This is a genomic window from Actinomadura physcomitrii (assembly GCF_008923205.2).
Lineage (GTDB): Bacteria > Actinomycetota > Actinomycetes > Streptosporangiales > Streptosporangiaceae > Spirillospora > Spirillospora physcomitrii.
The window spans coordinates 1-13,437 of sequence record NZ_WBMS02000042.1 but is presented as its reverse complement, the minus strand read 5'-3'; the positions used below and the strand labels follow the sequence as shown (position 1 = coordinate 13,437).

Genomic DNA, 13,437 nt, shown 5'->3' with positions numbered 1-13,437 from the left:
GATCCCCCGGAGTCGGGAGGGGTCCGGCGCGGCGCCGGGCCCCTCCGCCGCGTCCGACGATCATGAAGTTATCCACATTTCGCGGCGGGTCCGCACGCGCTGCGGCGGGCTGGTTAGTGTCGGCGGCATGTCCACCAACTCGCAGTCCACGGCCGAGATCGCGGTCATCGGCGGTTCCGGTTTCTACTCCTTCCTCGACGACGTCGAGGAGGTGCGCGTCGACACGCCCTTCGGCCCGCCGAGCGACGCGATCGCCGTCGGCGAGCTCGCCGGGCGGCGCGTCGCGTTCGTCCCCCGGCACGGCCGCGACCACCGCTTCCCGCCCCACAAGATCCCCTACCGGGCCAACCTGTGGGCGCTGCGGTCGCTCGGCGTCCGGCAGGTCCTCGCGCCGAGCGCGGTCGGCTCGCTGACCCCGAACCTCGGGCCCGGCACGCTCGCCGTCCCCGACCAGCTCGTCGACCGGACGTCCGGGCGCCCGCAGACCTACTACGACGACGGCGCCGCGATCCACGTCTCGTTCTCCGACCCCTACTGCCCGACCGGCCGGCGCACCGCCGTCGACGCCGCGAACGCCGCCGGCTGGGCACCCGTCGACGGCGGCACCCTCGTCGTCATCGAGGGCCCCCGCTTCTCCACCCGGGCCGAGTCCCGCTGGTACGCCGGCCAGGGCTGGACGCTCGTCGGGATGACCGGCCACCCCGAGGCCGTCCTCGCCCGCGAGCTGGCGCTCTGCTACACCCCGCTCTGCCTGGTCACCGACCTCGACGCCGGCATCGAGGAGGGCGAAGGCGTCACCATGGACGAGGTGCTGCGGGTGTTCGGCGAGAACATCGGGCGGCTGCGCGGCCTCGTCGCGGACGTGGTCAAGGCGCTGCCCGCCGAACGCGGCTGCCCCTGCCCCGCCGTCCTGGACGGCATGGACCTCCCGCTGGAGCTGCCGTGAGGGCACCCGCCGCGGCGGCCGCGGCGCGGCTACGGCGCCCGCTGGCGGCGCTGTCCGCCGCGGCCGCCGCGGGCCTGGCCCTCACCGCGCTGCGCCCCGGCCCGGCGCCCTCGGTCCGCGTCCTGGCAGCGTCCCGCGACCTCCCCGCCGGCGCCACGCTCGGCACGTCCGACCTGCGCGCCCTCGACCTGCCGCCCCCGGCCGTCCCGGCGGGCGCGGTCCGCTCGGGCGCGGCCGGGCGGGTCCTCGCGGGCCCCATGCGGCGCGGCGAGCCGCTCACCGACGCCCGCCTGGTCGGCGACGGGCTCCTGCACGGCTACGGCCCCGGAACGGTCGCCGCGCCCGCCCGGATCGCCGACGCCGGCACCGTCCGGCTGCTGCACGCCGGCGACCGCGTCGACGTGCTGGCCGCCCCGCCGCCCGCCGGCCCGGGCGACCTCCCCGGCAACGGCGGCCGGTGGAGCGAGGCCAGGGTGATCGTGTCCGGCGTCCCCGTGATCACCGTGCCCCGGCACGCCGGCGAAGAAGGCCAGGAAGGAGCCCTGGTGGTCCTCGCCACCGACCACGCGCAGGCCCAGGCCCTGGCCGCTGCCGGTCCCACCCTCTCGATCACCATCACGGCCCCATGACCACCCGGCCCAGGCCTCCAGATCCCGGACACACCCGCCCGCGGCCATCCCGGGCCGACCCGAGGCTCGCCGGGCCGTTACCGGGCGGGGGTGCGGCGCCGGCGGGATCAACTTGGCGCAAGAGGTGAAGCTTCATTACCATCCGTAGCCGTTCCGTCCGTCCCCGACCGGACCGAACATCACTGACATCGTGCACGCGGGACCGAGAACCCCCTCCGAGCAGGGCGGATCGAGCGCGGATCGGCCGTGCCCGTCCCCCGCGCGCCCGCAGCCGACCGCCGTCGGGAGCGCGTCCGACCGGACGCGCCCCACCTACCCCCGGGAGCACACCATGGGCGGATTCAAGAAGTTCCTCTTCCGCGGGAACCTCGTCGACCTCGCCGTCGCGTTCGTCGTCGGCGCCGCGTTCGCCTCGCTCGTCAAGGACTTCGCGAACTCATTCATCACCCCGCTGATCGCGCTGATCGGCGGCAAGCCCGACTACACCCGGCTGTCGGTGTCGATCAACGGCACGACGTTCCCGTACGGCGTCTTCGTCACCTCGGCGATCGCCTTCGTCATCACCTCGGCGATCGTCTACTTCCTCGTCGTGCTGCCGACCACGAAGCTGATCGAGCGGATGGACCGCGGGAAGGAGGCCACCGAGCGCGAGTGCCCCGAGTGCCTCGCCGAGATCCCCATCAAGGCGCGGCGCTGCCGGTTCTGCACCTCCGAGATCGTCCCGCTGGCGCAGACCCCCTGACGGCTCAGTACTGGCTCTCGGTGCCGTACTCCCAGTGCCAGGGCTCGAACGGGTTGCTGTAGGCCCACGCCGGGTGGAACCAGCCGTACTTCTTGGAGTTGGCCTTCAGCCAGTCGAACTGCACCGAGCCCTGGTTCTGCACCCCGCCGCAGACGTCGATGGCCTGCCCCTTGCCGTGGTTGCTGGTGCCGGGCACGGCCGCGAAGCCGGGCCGCCGCACGTACACCGACTGCTGCTCGGCCAGGCTCCGGTAGGAGTCCGTCAGGCACATGTCGCGGCCGAAGTGCGCCTTGTACGCCGCGTTCAGCTTGTAGAAAGCCAGCGCCGCGTCCGCGCGCAGCTCGCGCCCCTTCTGCGGCAGCGGGCACAGGTACTTCTGCGGGATCAGCCCGTTGGGGAACTTCTTGGCGTCGGCGGCGAGGCTCTTGTCGCACCCGAGCTCCAGCCGCTTGCTCTCGGGCAGCTTCTTGAGCATCGCGTTCAGCTGGTCGGTGAGCTGCGCCGACCGCTGCTTGAGCCCGTCGATGTCCTGCTGCACACGGGTCTGCGCGATCGCGTTGCGGGACTGCAGGTCCTGCGCCGTGGACGCGAGCTGCTGCCTGCGCTTCTGCAGCGCGTCGGCACGGTCCACAAGCTCCTGCTGCGACCGGGCGAGCATGCTCACGTCCGCGGTGGCGCGCAGCGCCTCCTCCGGGTTCCCGCCGCCGAACACCGCCATCGACCCGGCGGCACCGGGCTGCTGGTAGGAGGAGTTCGCGAGCCGTGCCAGCGGCTGCCGGATCTCGTTCAGCTGCGCCTCGGCCTCCGCCAGGTCCTTCAGCGTCGCCTTCAGCTTGCTCTGCGAGGCCGCCAGGTCCTTCTTGCGGCCCTCCATGTCCTTGGTGGCCGACTCGAGTTCGTCGCGAGCCTTCGCGGCGGCCTCGCGCAGCGACTTGACGTCGTCCCCGCCTTCGGCCGCCCTGCCGGCACCCTGCGGCACGAGCGTCGCCATCACCAGGACGGCCGCGGCCAGCGCAGCCGACCGGGGGTTCGGCACGGTGCTTTTCCTCCTGATGCCCGAATACGAACAGCGGCAGAACGCTACTACAGGTTCACCGGTGAACTGGGCGCAACCGCATCAGCGGCCTGTATGACGAGGGCGATGGCACCACCGGTCGAAGTACGGGACGCCCCACCACGGGCACGACGGCCGCACGTCCGGCTGCCGCGTGGGCTTCGGGGTCGCCTTGCTCGTCGGCTTCGCCTGCGGCGTCACGACCTTGCGCGGCGCCTTCGTCTCCGCCTGCGGGTCGCTCTCCGGCGGGATGTACTGCCCGAACGTCGGCTCCGCCGTGGGCGAGGCCTCCACGGCCCGCGGCGTCGGCGTCACCGCCCCGTCCGGCCGTCCCGCGGGCTCCTCGCGCAGCGCGAACGCCACCACGGTCGCCAGCGCGACGGGCACCAGGAACGCCCCCGCGATCATCGCGACACGCCTCCGCCGAGGCGCACGCGTCTCGGCGGCCTCACCGGTCCCCCGGTCCTTCGGCTGCCCGCGATGCCGACCCGTCACGGCACCGAAGCGTACCCACACCGACCCCACCGGGCCTAGAGCGCGCAGGCCGTCTCCCGCCGCCCTTTTGGCGCTCCCTTCAACCGCGATCGCCCCATAACGGGGAGCGCCCAGTACGCCCCTTCCCCTACGCTGTAGGTGCCGTCCGCTACGCTCTTCCGGCGAGCGACGACATGCCTCCGTAGCTCAGGGGATAGAGCACCGCTCTCCTAAAGCGGGTGTCGCAGGTTCGAATCCTGCCGGAGGCGCCGAACCCGCAACGCGCTGACCAGCCGAAACACAACGGCCGGGAGGCGCGTTCGTCGTCCCGGGTGATCGTCACCGGGCCGTGCTGGCACATTGCTGGCACCATCGGCTCACGCCCGGTTCCGGCGCGGCACGAACGCCGCGATCCTCGCCGCGGCGTCCTCGGCGAGTTCCTCGGCCACCACCGCGTACACATCGGAGGTGAACGCCGCGGACGCGTGCCCGAGGATCTCCGAGACGACCTTCATGTCGACGCCCGCGGCGAGCAGCATCGTGGCGGACCCGTGCCGGAGGTCGTGCAGGCGGACGGGCGGGAGCGGCGGCCCGGCCAGCGCCACCTCGACTTCGTGCTCGGAGACGCGGGCCCGCTTGACGATCTGCTCGCGCGTCCAGCCGTCCGCGTGGTGCCGGCGGATCGATCCGTACCGGCGGATGAGGCGGACGAAGTGCTGTGACACCGACTCGGGGCGGAGCGCCTGGCCGTCCTCGCGGGTGAACACGCGGCCGGTGTCCGTCCAGGCCTCGCCCCACTGCACGCGCTCCTTCATCTGGCGCTTGCGCCACGCCTTCAGCACGTCGGCCGTCGCCTCATCGAACACGACGATGCGGGCGGAGTCCTCGGACTTCACGTCGTCCAGCTCGTCATCGGGCTGCGCTTGCAGGACGTGCAGGCGGCGCCGCTCGAGGCTGACGCCACGCCAGTCCAGGCCGACCAGCTCACCGCGCCGCATGCCCCAGTAGGCGTCCAGGTGCCACAGCGGGTACAGCCGGTCAGCCTCGGCGAAGTCGAGGAACGCGCCGCACTGCGCGGCCGTCCAGACCATGACGCGGGCCGGAACGTTGCCGGTCTTCTCCCAATGCGCGACGCGCTCATCCGTCCACAGCAGCGGTTTGGCCTTGCCCTTGCGGGCGGCGCCGCCCTTGCCGCGGAAGACGCCGGCGGCCGGGTTGACGAGCAGCAGCTTGGACACCGTCACAGCATCGTTCAGCGCGGCGTTCAGCACGATGTGCACGCGCTTCACCCGGGACTCCGAGACGGGCCGGTTGGAGTAGCGCGCCCCGTGCTTGACGGCGCGGGCCTCGAGCAGCCGTCGGAGCATCTCGGACGGGCGCTTGCCCTCGCCGTCGCGGTTGATCTGCCGCATGGCGGTGTACAGGTCGCGTATGTGGTGGTCGCGCAGGTCGACCAGCTTCACGTGCCCGAGGCCTGGCTTCAGGTACAGGTCGATGATCTCGCGATCGGTCGCCAGGGTTGAGCGCTTCAGGCCGCCGCCCGTCTCGGCCTCGGAGACGCGCCACTCGTGCCGCTTGTCCAGGTAGGCGCCGAGCGTCATCTTCCGGTCGTCGACGTGACCAGTCTTGCCGACCTGCCCGAGGACCTCGGCCAGCGCCGCCTTGCACTCCTTCTCCGTGGCGAACGGGCCGACGCGCGGCTGACGGCGCTTCCCGTTGACGGGCGGCGCCTCGTACCGGGCATACCACGCCCCATGGTGGCGTTTCGGCAGGTCGGGACAGTTCTTGCCGAGCAGCTTGCCGGTCTCAGGGTCCCGGCAGGAACACGACTTGTACGGCTTCATGACGTCCCGCCCGCTAGCGGCTGCTCGATAAGGCGCAGCATCGATCGCAGCTGCATAGCGATCGTCTCGAGCGTGGCTTCGCTCGAGGTGGCGCTCACGATCACCTGGCCTTCTCTCTCCGCATCGGTCGCCGAGAAGTAGCCGACGCGCCACGTGAGGCCGCGGTGGGCGAGCACAGGTGCGATCGCGTCCCTGAACTCGGCCGAGGGCTTCATGGCCATGGCCATGATCAAGAGGTCCAGGGTTTCGATCGTCTCGGCTTCACCATCCGCATGTGCGCCGAGCGAGTAGAGCCAGGCGCCGTTCGGCCGGCTAGGCAGGAAGAAGTACGCCAGCGGCTGCGCAAAGACGCGGCAGAAGGCCATGAGCTCGTTCGCGTCGAACTCCCGCGTCCGTCCGGTCTCCGAGGATCGTTCGGCCGCTCCCAGTGTGGCGCTGGTCCAGCGCTTGCCCGTTGCCGCCGTCAGGCGGGCCGCAGTCTCCTCCTGCGTCCACCCCTTCTGACGGCGGGCGCGCGCGAGGTTGAAAGCGACTAGCTGATTCACGGTAGGTGCTGCTTTTCCCTCCGACACATGCTCACCGTAGACCAGCAGTCAACGTCGATACAAGGTTATCGAACACAGATGTTGCCTCCGTGACCACAAGGGCCTAACCTCACATACATGAAGGTGGATCAAACACCTGTGCAGGGTTACGCCCTGCTCAAGCAAGCCCGCGAGGCCAGACGCCTCTCCCTCCGCAGGGCAGCCGAGCAGGCCGGCATTGACCCTGCGCATCTCTCGCGGGTCGAACGGGGAGAGCGGCAACTCAGCGTCGAAGCGCTCCAACGACTTGCCCAAGTAATCGGGCTTCAGGAAGTGGCTATCAGCCTGCGCCCGTTCGTCGCAGAGCGGCCGAGCTCGTGACTGTGCGGTGGTCCCGCGAGGCGCTCGAGGCGCTCGGCCCGGTCACCGACGTGCCGACCACGGCGTCTGTGCTCCAGGTCAGCGACTGGACGGTGTATGAGGCGATCCGTCGCGGCGAGTGGACTATGACGCGGGTGCTCCGCCTCGGCCGGATGATCAAGATCCCGACGAACGACCTGATCACGCTTCTGTACGGCGCGGGCCCCGCGGCCGGGCCCGCCGCCGACACCGTCCCGGAGGACGCCACCACCCATGAGCCTACGCCCCTGCGCGCCGTCTAGGCCCGCGGCTGCCTTCCCGATGGTGCCGATGCCGTGCCATCATCCGGCATCGGTGCTGGTCACAGGCTCGTCACCGCTTCCCCTAAGCGATGGTGCCCGATGACGTCGGCCGCGCCGCCGCCCCGGCGGCCGACTCCGGCGCAGCAGTTCACCGATCACGTGTGGGACTCCGACCTTCCGCCGAATGAGCGCCTGGTGGCGCTGTGCTACGGCAACCACGGCAAGGAGAACGGCCGCCCGGTCTCCTACGGATGGGTTGTCACAGCACGACTCATACAGCAGACCGGCTTGTCCCGCTCAGCCGTGATCGCCGCTCGCCAGAACCTCGTGGCATGGGGATGGCTGATCGACCTCGGGCCGCGCAAGACCCACAAGCAGATCCACAACTACCGGTTCGGCTTCCCCTCGGGGCCGACGCCCGTGCAGGGCAGGGCCAAGCGTGCCCGCAACGGCAAGGGCCGGTTCGTCGGAACCGGTCCACAGACGGAACCGGTCCATGCTGTGGACCGGTCTGAAGTAGATGCGCAGGTCACATCAGGTACGGACGCGTCTGGTGAGGCGACCGGTCCACAGACGGAACCGGTCCATGACGTGGAGAGAGACCGGTCCACAGCACGGACCGAAACCGGTCCACAGCATGGACCCGACCCTCTTTACCCTCCTACGGACCCCCCTCCCCCGTCCGCCCCGGCTTTCACGGCTGAGGACGTGCCGTCGCCGAGCTCGGCGACGAACGGGGGGGACGAGACACACGGGAAGGGCAACCCGGCGCGGGCCGAGCTCATCACGCAGGTGCACCGAGCACGACCGGAGTGGAAGCCTGCCGCGATCGGCGCCGCCATCGATGCCGCCCTGGCTGCGGGCCGTCCCCTCGAGCACATCGCCGCGGTGCTGCCCAAGCTCGCGGCCGACCCGGACACCGGCGCTCCCGGCCGCCTGACCGCGCCTCATGGCCTCTGGCCCGACCCGCCCGCCGCACCGAAGGTGTACGAGCGGAGCGTGGCCGACGCGCACGCCGTCGCACGCCCGGAAGGCGTCCCGGACCCTGCGGCGATCCGTCCGACCGCTCCCCCCGAGCTGCGCGAGGCGCTCGAGCCGCTGCGCGGTCGCGGCACGAACGTGAACTACCTGACGCGCCCGCGGCACACCACCGTCACCCGGGAGCGCGCGGCCGAGCTGGCGCGCCTCGCCCGCGAGCACGGAACGCCCGTCACGCCCGCACCCCTGCTCACCGCTGAGCCCGAGTTCTGCGGCCGATGCCAGGAACTCACGCCCTACTGCACGTGCCCGGCGCCGCCGGACGCCGAACCCTCCGGAGGGACCACGCCGTGACCGATGACCGCACGGACGCCGAGCTACGGCAGGCCGTTGACGAGCGCCTCGCCCGCCTACGCGAGCTCCACCGCCAGCGCCGCGCCGCCCGGCAGAACCGCGCCGCCGCCCACCAGGCCCGCCGAGACGCCGGCCTGCGCGCGCGGCACGCCGCGAAACTTCAGCGCGCCCAAGATGAGACAAAAGACGAATAATGTCTCACTGCCTCACCGGGGCAACGCGTTCGCCGGTCCGACCTGCACAAACGCCGATCAAGGGAGGACACGTTAAGAGTGAAACACCCACCCCGCCGCGGCGGCCCCGTCCCCTACTGCCGGCTGAACAGCGTGCAGGCCGTACAGCAGGGCCTCGCCGTCGTCCGCGAGATCACCGCGGGCCGGTCGATCCGGCAGGCAGCCGACGCGGTCGGCCTCGCCCCCACCACCGCGTGGCGGCGCTACTGGCTCGTCATGGACTGGACGCGCTCGGCGATGCGCGGGCCGCGGCCGCCGCTGCGGGGAACCGCGGCATGGGACCGCGAACGGGTCCGCTGGTGACCGCCGTCCGGGCCGCACTGACGATCGCGGGTTTCGTTCTGCTGACCGCGGCCGCCTGGACGCTCGCCCCGGCCGCCGGCCTCGCCTCGGGCGGGGTGTTCTGCCTGGTGACCGAGTACCTCACCACCCCTTCAGGGAGGGACAACGATGGATGAGTTCGAAGCGATCGCCGCGCGGCTGCTCGCTGATGACGAGCTGGCGGCCGCGTTCCATGCCGCGGTGGACGAGATCACCGCCGTCGTGATGCGGGACCCGCGGTTCCGAGCGCGGACGAATCGGGTGCTGCGGCCGGGCCGCGCGGTCGCGTTCGTGGGCGGGAAGACCTACCACTCCGACGACCGCGGGAACCTGCCCGCGGCCGCCCGCCGCAAGATGGCCGACTACGCCGCGAGCATGCGCGGCGGCGGCCGCCAGGCGTTGCTGGCCAACAGCCGATGGCACCAAACGGTGATGGTCGCCGCGGCCGCCAACCGGGCGTTCTCCGACCTGGACGACGACGCGCGCGGCCTGGACTACCTCGAGCGGGCGCGGCGCGCGCGGCGCATCGAAGAGGCCGCGGCCGCGCTCACGCCCGGTGGCCTGCGCGCGTGGGTGACGCACGAGCAGGCGATGCGGGCCCGCGCCCGGACGGGCGTGGCGCCGGCGCCGCACGCGGGTGCGCTCGCCCGGTTCCTGTCCATGTGGTTCGACCCCCAGTAGGAGGATGATCATGACGACGTATTCCACCGGCCACAGCATCACGGCCACCATCACCTTTCCCACCCTCACCGGCGCCGAGCAGGGCGAGGCCCTGCAGAAGGCCGGCCGGATCCTGAAGGGCACGTACGCGGACTCGGCGCCGGGCAGGGCGCTGGCCACCGTCCTGGAGGCGCTGCGCACGGGTGAGGAGTCGGCGACCATCACGCTGAACCGGCGGGACGCGAGCTCGCTCATCCGGTGCAGCGAGAACACGGCGCGCCGCGAGGGCGGCCCCGCCGATGTTCTTCTGCGCGCCGTGGTCGCGGCGCTGCTGGCCGCGGACCAGACGGCGAACCCGGGCGCCGACGACATCCGTTACCTGTAGGAGGAACTCGTGATCACCGAGGACGACATCCGGCGCGCCGAGCTCGAGCTCGCCGAGGCGCAGGACGCGCTCGCCGAGCTCGGCCCCGGCCGCCGGTTCGCGTGGCTGACCGGCCGGGAGAGCGGCGCCGTCCGCGCGGCGCGGGTCGGTTGGGTCGACCAGGCGGCCGAGCGGCTCGAGGCGCTGCGCGCGCAGTACGCGGCCGAGCGCGCGGACCTGGCGGACCGGCCCGCGCGGGAGAAGGCCGCCGGGAAGGTGGTGGCCGATGCGGGCAAGGCGCTCGAGGCGTCCCGCAAGCGGGTCACCGACGCGGCCGCCGCGGCACAGGCCGCGATGGTCGAGCTGCTGGACGCGGGCGCCGCGCATGACGAGCTCGTCCAGCACACGGCGGCCGAGCTCGTCCGCTGCGGTCTGCCGCTCAGCGACGGGTCGGGCGTCGACCACCAGACCGGCGGGACGCGCGGCGCGGTCCGGTTGCGCGGCGCCTGGTGGACGGGCGTGGAACCGTCGTCGCTGGCGGTGTGGGTGCTTCACCGGGTCGCGGTCGCGCGTCTGCCGCGCCTGCACGGCCTGACCCGGCACCTTCAGCACTTCGGGCGCCGTCTCGAGCTGGACGCGCGGCCGGACGGTCTGCTCGACAAGGTGCCGGCGCTGGCGGCCGCGCGGGTACGCGAGCTCCCCCGGCCGGAGATCGGCGAGGTTCACGGCGCGCCCGTGGTGTTCGCCGACGACTACGAACGGGGAAAGGCCGAGCGGCAGGCGCGGGAGGCCGTGAAGGTCGGACGGCCGGTCAGCCTCGCCGAGGCGGAACAGGAGTACCAGCAGAACCGCCGTTGGCGGAGCGGGTGACGCGGCCGCCGCTGTCGCGCAGATGTGCCAGCTCGGAGTAACCGGCCCACATCTGTGCAGGTCAGAGAGCATGGCACCGCAGTAGTAAAGCGGTTGGACCGCGGCCCCGGGCTCACCCCGCGAAGAGCTACCCGGGGCCGCGGCCGCTGGTAGGGGGACGGTCAGCCGGCGACGGGGGTTTACCCGGCCGCACCGTCCCCCTGTCCGCGGTCCCGAGGCGCCGGTTTCACTCGGGACCGCGGAGTCATCTGGGCCGTCAACTTGGCGTGCAGCTCGGCCGCGGTGACGGCCTGGACGGCGCTGCTGCCGAGGACCTCGCCGTTCAAGCCGCGCGAGGCCCACCACTTCCCGGTCGCGCGCGCGATCCGCCATCCCGGGTGCGCGGCGCGTAGCGCGGCCTGGTCCTCGGCAACGTCGCCTGTGAACTCCGGCGCCGCGGTCATCGGCCGGCCTCGAGCCGCTGGACGCCCTCGAGAAGCTCGCGCAGGCGCTCGGCGCTCCCCGCCCGGATCCACGAGACTCCGCCATCGATGGGGAGCCGGTTCTCGCGCCGGCGCGCTTCCCAGTCGTGCAGGGTGCAGTCGGGGTTGTGGTGGTGGAACCACCAGTCCGGGAAGTCCCGCTCGAGCTGCTCGCGCTGCCGCGCCCACTCGGCGAGGTTCTCAGGGGTCAGCTCGACCACCATCGGCACGGCGGTCATGACCGCGCCGCCGCGTGCTTGGCGTCGATGATCTGGACTTCGAGCAGCAGTTCGCGCAGCAGCTCGGGGGAGGTCGCCTCGAGCGCCCAGATACCGCCCGTCCAGAACGCGCCGCGGCGGCGCTTGGCGTCCCATCCGACGTTCTTGTGAGAGCGCCCGAACCACCACCCGGGGAACTCGTGGCGTAGCCGGTCGAGGGCCTCCGAATCCGCAGGCGCCGCCCGCTCAGTCTCTGTGTGTGTCATGTGACACAGAGTTGCGCGGTCGGTTGCAGGGCACCACGGACGGGCCGTCCGGATCGGCGTGGCCGCGCACGGCCATACCCGGACGCGGCGTCCGGGCGGCGCGGGCCGAACCCGGCTCACCCGGACGGGACGTCCTACTCGTCTTCGAGGTCGAGTGCCTTGACCAGCGTCCGCGTCTCCGGGCTCAACCGGCGTTCCTGCTCGCGTATCTCGGCTGTCACGGACCGCGCGATGCGCTGGTGGCGGAACCACACGGGCGACACCTGCCGGGCCTCCAGCAGCGCCCTGGACGCCGTCCGGCGGTGCCCGGCGTCAAGGTGGGCCTGTGCTACGTCCATGAGGTGCGCGCCCCACGAGATGCCCTCCAGGTCGCCCGGCCGGATCCGCCGGGACGCCTCCAGGACCTTGCCCGGTTGCTTCAGCACGGCGTACCCGTAGCCGGCTTGCATCGCGACCGTCGCGGACCCGAACCCTGTCCTGTACACCGACACGCGGCGGCCGAGGCGCTCGGCGCCGGCCGCGGCGAGGCTGAGGTACTCGCCCGGGTCCCGGTCCCGTGCGACCGCCGGAGCGACCGCGGACGTGAGCAGGCTGCCCCATACGGCGATCTCGCGGTCCTCGCCGCGGAACCCGGGTTCGATCCGCTCGGCCGTCTTCACGGCGAGGTCCTCAGCCTCGGCGTAGCGGTCCTGGTGCAGCAGCACCCACGAGTACGCCGCGTGCATCCACGCCCACAACAGCAGGTCATCACCCTCGTGTGCGGTGGTGACGGCGCGCTCGGCCGCGATGATGCCCAGATCGGTCCGGCCGATCTGGGTCAGCAGTGAGCTGGTCACTTCGTAGGCCTGCGCGAGGGACTGCACGGCCGGCGCGCCGAGCGCCTGCCGGGTGACGCGGGCCTCGCCGATCAGGCCGGGCAGCATCGCCAGCAGCTCGCCGAACTCCCCGGCCCAGTACTGCCGCCACGCGCGGTCGACCGTGCGCGTGAGCTGTTCGATCGGAGTCGGGTCGCCGGAGTCGTCGGCATCGAACCCGGGTAGCAGCGACGGGGAGGTGAGCACGTCCCGCAGGGCTAGGACGCTGCCGCCGTCGCGGTCGGTGCCGAGGCGTTCGCGCCGGTCGATCAGTGCGGAGATCTCGACGTCCAGCGCGCTGGCCAGTTTCGCGAGCGTGGTGACGCGCGCGGTTACGCGGCGGCCCTGCTCGAGCTTGCCGACCAGGTCGACCGAGACGCCGGCGGCCTCGGCGAGCTGTTCCTGTGTGAGGGTGCGTTCCCTGCGGAGCGCCCTGAGACGGGCGCCGATCGATGTAGGCTCGGGCATGGCCCCGTACCTCCAGGTGGAGTCTCGACAACTCCCACCGTAGGCGCGGGGCCTGCGCATTTCACAGGGTCCCGCCGATCGGACGTGGGAAGGCCCCGCACTGGTCGCGTCAGTGCGGGGCCTTCCGGTCCGGGGGCGAGCTACTCGAGCGGCTCGACCAGGCGCAGGTGCCGGCGGCGCGGGCCAGGCGCGGCCGCCGGGTGCTCGGCGGTCAACAGCATGGTCTGAAGGTGCATGACGTGGACCATCTTGTTCAGGGTGGCCTGGACCTCCCTGAGCTGCTCGGCGATGGTCTGTCCGTCCTCGGCCGTAAGCTGCGACATGCGTCATTCCTCCGTAGGGGGCGTGGACGGGCCCGGCCGGCGTGGCGTTCGCCGTGCCGGGCCCTACTAGATGAATGAGTCCAAGGGTTCGCCTGCGGACATGGGGCGAGGGCGTCCAATGTCAGTGTGTGAAGACAGACCTAGACACCCTCGCAACGGCACTCTATGCCCGGATCGACGACGAGTTGAAGG

19 protein-coding genes and 1 tRNA gene are annotated in these 13,437 nt (G+C 72.0%); 12 read left to right on the top strand and 8 right to left on the bottom strand.

Annotated features, from left to right (window positions below; translation table 11 throughout):
- Positions 1-127: 127 nt before the first annotated feature.
- From F8568_RS36780 to mscL, 3 genes are all read left to right on the top strand, one after another.
- A complete protein-coding gene (locus tag F8568_RS36780; RefSeq protein WP_151598255.1) occupies positions 128-946 on the top strand; it encodes an S-methyl-5'-thioadenosine phosphorylase in 819 nt (272 codons plus the stop codon).
- Positions 943-1,575: an SAF domain-containing protein gene (locus F8568_RS36775; protein WP_151598254.1), complete on the top strand. Its 633-nt coding sequence runs from the start codon at positions 943-945 to the stop codon at positions 1,573-1,575. The genes F8568_RS36780 and F8568_RS36775 overlap by 4 nt, the downstream gene beginning before the upstream one ends.
- Before the next feature lie 331 nt (positions 1,576-1,906).
- Complete coding sequence (mscL, locus tag F8568_RS36770; protein WP_151598253.1) at positions 1,907-2,317, top strand: large conductance mechanosensitive channel protein MscL; 411 nt, start codon at positions 1,907-1,909, stop codon at positions 2,315-2,317.
- Between the two features lie 4 nt (positions 2,318-2,321).
- On the opposite strand, the gene F8568_RS36765 is transcribed toward mscL, so the two are convergent.
- Both F8568_RS36765 and F8568_RS36760 read right to left on the bottom strand, forming a co-directional pair.
- Positions 2,322-3,353 carry a D-alanyl-D-alanine carboxypeptidase family protein gene (locus tag F8568_RS36765; RefSeq protein WP_151598252.1) on the bottom strand — a complete coding sequence of 344 codons (1,032 nt, stop codon included), beginning with the start codon at positions 3,351-3,353 and terminating at the stop codon, positions 2,322-2,324.
- Positions 3,354-3,434: 81 nt separating this feature from the next.
- Positions 3,435-3,779: a hypothetical protein gene (locus tag F8568_RS36760; protein WP_151598251.1), complete on the bottom strand. Its 345-nt coding sequence runs from the start codon at positions 3,777-3,779 to the stop codon at positions 3,435-3,437.
- 262 nt (positions 3,780-4,041) lie between these two features.
- Here F8568_RS36760 and F8568_RS36755 point away from each other — a divergent pair.
- A tRNA-Arg gene (locus tag F8568_RS36755) sits at positions 4,042-4,114 on the top strand.
- 108 nt (positions 4,115-4,222) lie between these two features.
- Here F8568_RS36755 and F8568_RS36750 read toward each other — a convergent pair.
- A complete protein-coding gene (locus tag F8568_RS36750) occupies positions 4,223-5,689 on the bottom strand; it encodes a site-specific integrase (RefSeq protein WP_151598250.1) in 1,467 nt (488 codons plus the stop codon).
- On the bottom strand, positions 5,686-6,234 hold the full coding sequence (locus tag F8568_RS36745) for a hypothetical protein (protein WP_151598249.1): 549 nt from the start codon (positions 6,232-6,234) through the stop codon (positions 5,686-5,688). Before F8568_RS36745 ends, F8568_RS36750 begins: the two co-directional genes overlap by 4 nt.
- A 117-nt stretch (positions 6,235-6,351) precedes the next feature.
- On the opposite strand from F8568_RS36745, the gene F8568_RS36740 reads away from it, so the two are divergent.
- The 8 genes from F8568_RS36740 (at position 6,352) to F8568_RS36710 (ending at position 10,655) form a co-directional block, all read left to right on the top strand.
- Positions 6,352-6,594: a helix-turn-helix domain-containing protein gene (locus F8568_RS36740; protein ID WP_151598248.1), complete on the top strand. Its 243-nt coding sequence runs from the start codon at positions 6,352-6,354 to the stop codon at positions 6,592-6,594.
- Complete coding sequence (locus tag F8568_RS36735) at positions 6,591-6,875, top strand: hypothetical protein (RefSeq protein ID WP_151598247.1); 285 nt, start codon at positions 6,591-6,593, stop codon at positions 6,873-6,875. The genes F8568_RS36740 and F8568_RS36735 overlap by 4 nt, the downstream gene beginning before the upstream one ends.
- 708 nt (positions 6,876-7,583) lie before the next feature.
- Positions 7,584-8,207, top strand: coding sequence for a hypothetical protein (locus F8568_RS36730; protein ID WP_151598246.1), 624 nt, complete (start codon positions 7,584-7,586; stop codon positions 8,205-8,207).
- Between the two features lie 272 nt (positions 8,208-8,479).
- Positions 8,480-8,743, top strand: coding sequence for a hypothetical protein (locus F8568_RS36725; RefSeq protein ID WP_151598245.1), 264 nt, complete (start codon positions 8,480-8,482; stop codon positions 8,741-8,743).
- On the top strand, positions 8,716-8,898 hold the full coding sequence (locus tag F8568_RS47215) for a hypothetical protein (RefSeq protein ID WP_151598244.1): 183 nt from the start codon (positions 8,716-8,718) through the stop codon (positions 8,896-8,898). The genes F8568_RS36725 and F8568_RS47215 overlap by 28 nt, the downstream gene beginning before the upstream one ends.
- Positions 8,891-9,442, top strand: a complete 552-nt coding sequence (locus F8568_RS36720; RefSeq protein WP_151598243.1) for a hypothetical protein — start codon at positions 8,891-8,893, stop codon at positions 9,440-9,442. The genes F8568_RS47215 and F8568_RS36720 overlap by 8 nt, the downstream gene beginning before the upstream one ends.
- Before the next feature lie 10 nt (positions 9,443-9,452).
- On the top strand, positions 9,453-9,806 hold the full coding sequence (locus F8568_RS36715) for a hypothetical protein (RefSeq protein WP_151598242.1): 354 nt from the start codon (positions 9,453-9,455) through the stop codon (positions 9,804-9,806).
- 9 nt (positions 9,807-9,815) lie between these two features.
- On the top strand, positions 9,816-10,655 hold the full coding sequence (locus F8568_RS36710) for a hypothetical protein (protein WP_151598241.1): 840 nt from the start codon (positions 9,816-9,818) through the stop codon (positions 10,653-10,655).
- Between the two features lie 439 nt (positions 10,656-11,094).
- Here the strand turns inward: F8568_RS36710 and F8568_RS36705 are convergent, their stop codons facing one another.
- From F8568_RS36705 to F8568_RS36690, 4 genes are all read right to left on the bottom strand, one after another.
- Positions 11,095-11,355, bottom strand: a complete 261-nt coding sequence (locus F8568_RS36705; RefSeq protein ID WP_151598240.1) for a hypothetical protein — start codon at positions 11,353-11,355, stop codon at positions 11,095-11,097.
- Entirely contained in the window at positions 11,352-11,600 is a 249-nt protein-coding gene (locus F8568_RS36700; protein WP_151598239.1) for a hypothetical protein, read from the bottom strand. Before F8568_RS36700 ends, F8568_RS36705 begins: the two co-directional genes overlap by 4 nt.
- A 134-nt stretch (positions 11,601-11,734) precedes the next feature.
- The gene (locus tag F8568_RS36695) at positions 11,735-12,922 is read right to left on the bottom strand and encodes a helix-turn-helix domain-containing protein (RefSeq protein WP_160573897.1); all 1,188 of its coding nucleotides are present in this window, start codon (positions 12,920-12,922) and stop codon (positions 11,735-11,737) included.
- Positions 12,923-13,062: 140 nt separating this feature from the next.
- Positions 13,063-13,245 carry a hypothetical protein gene (locus F8568_RS36690; protein ID WP_160573896.1) on the bottom strand — a complete coding sequence of 61 codons (183 nt, stop codon included), beginning with the start codon at positions 13,243-13,245 and terminating at the stop codon, positions 13,063-13,065.
- Between the last annotated feature and the right edge of the window lie 192 nt (positions 13,246-13,437).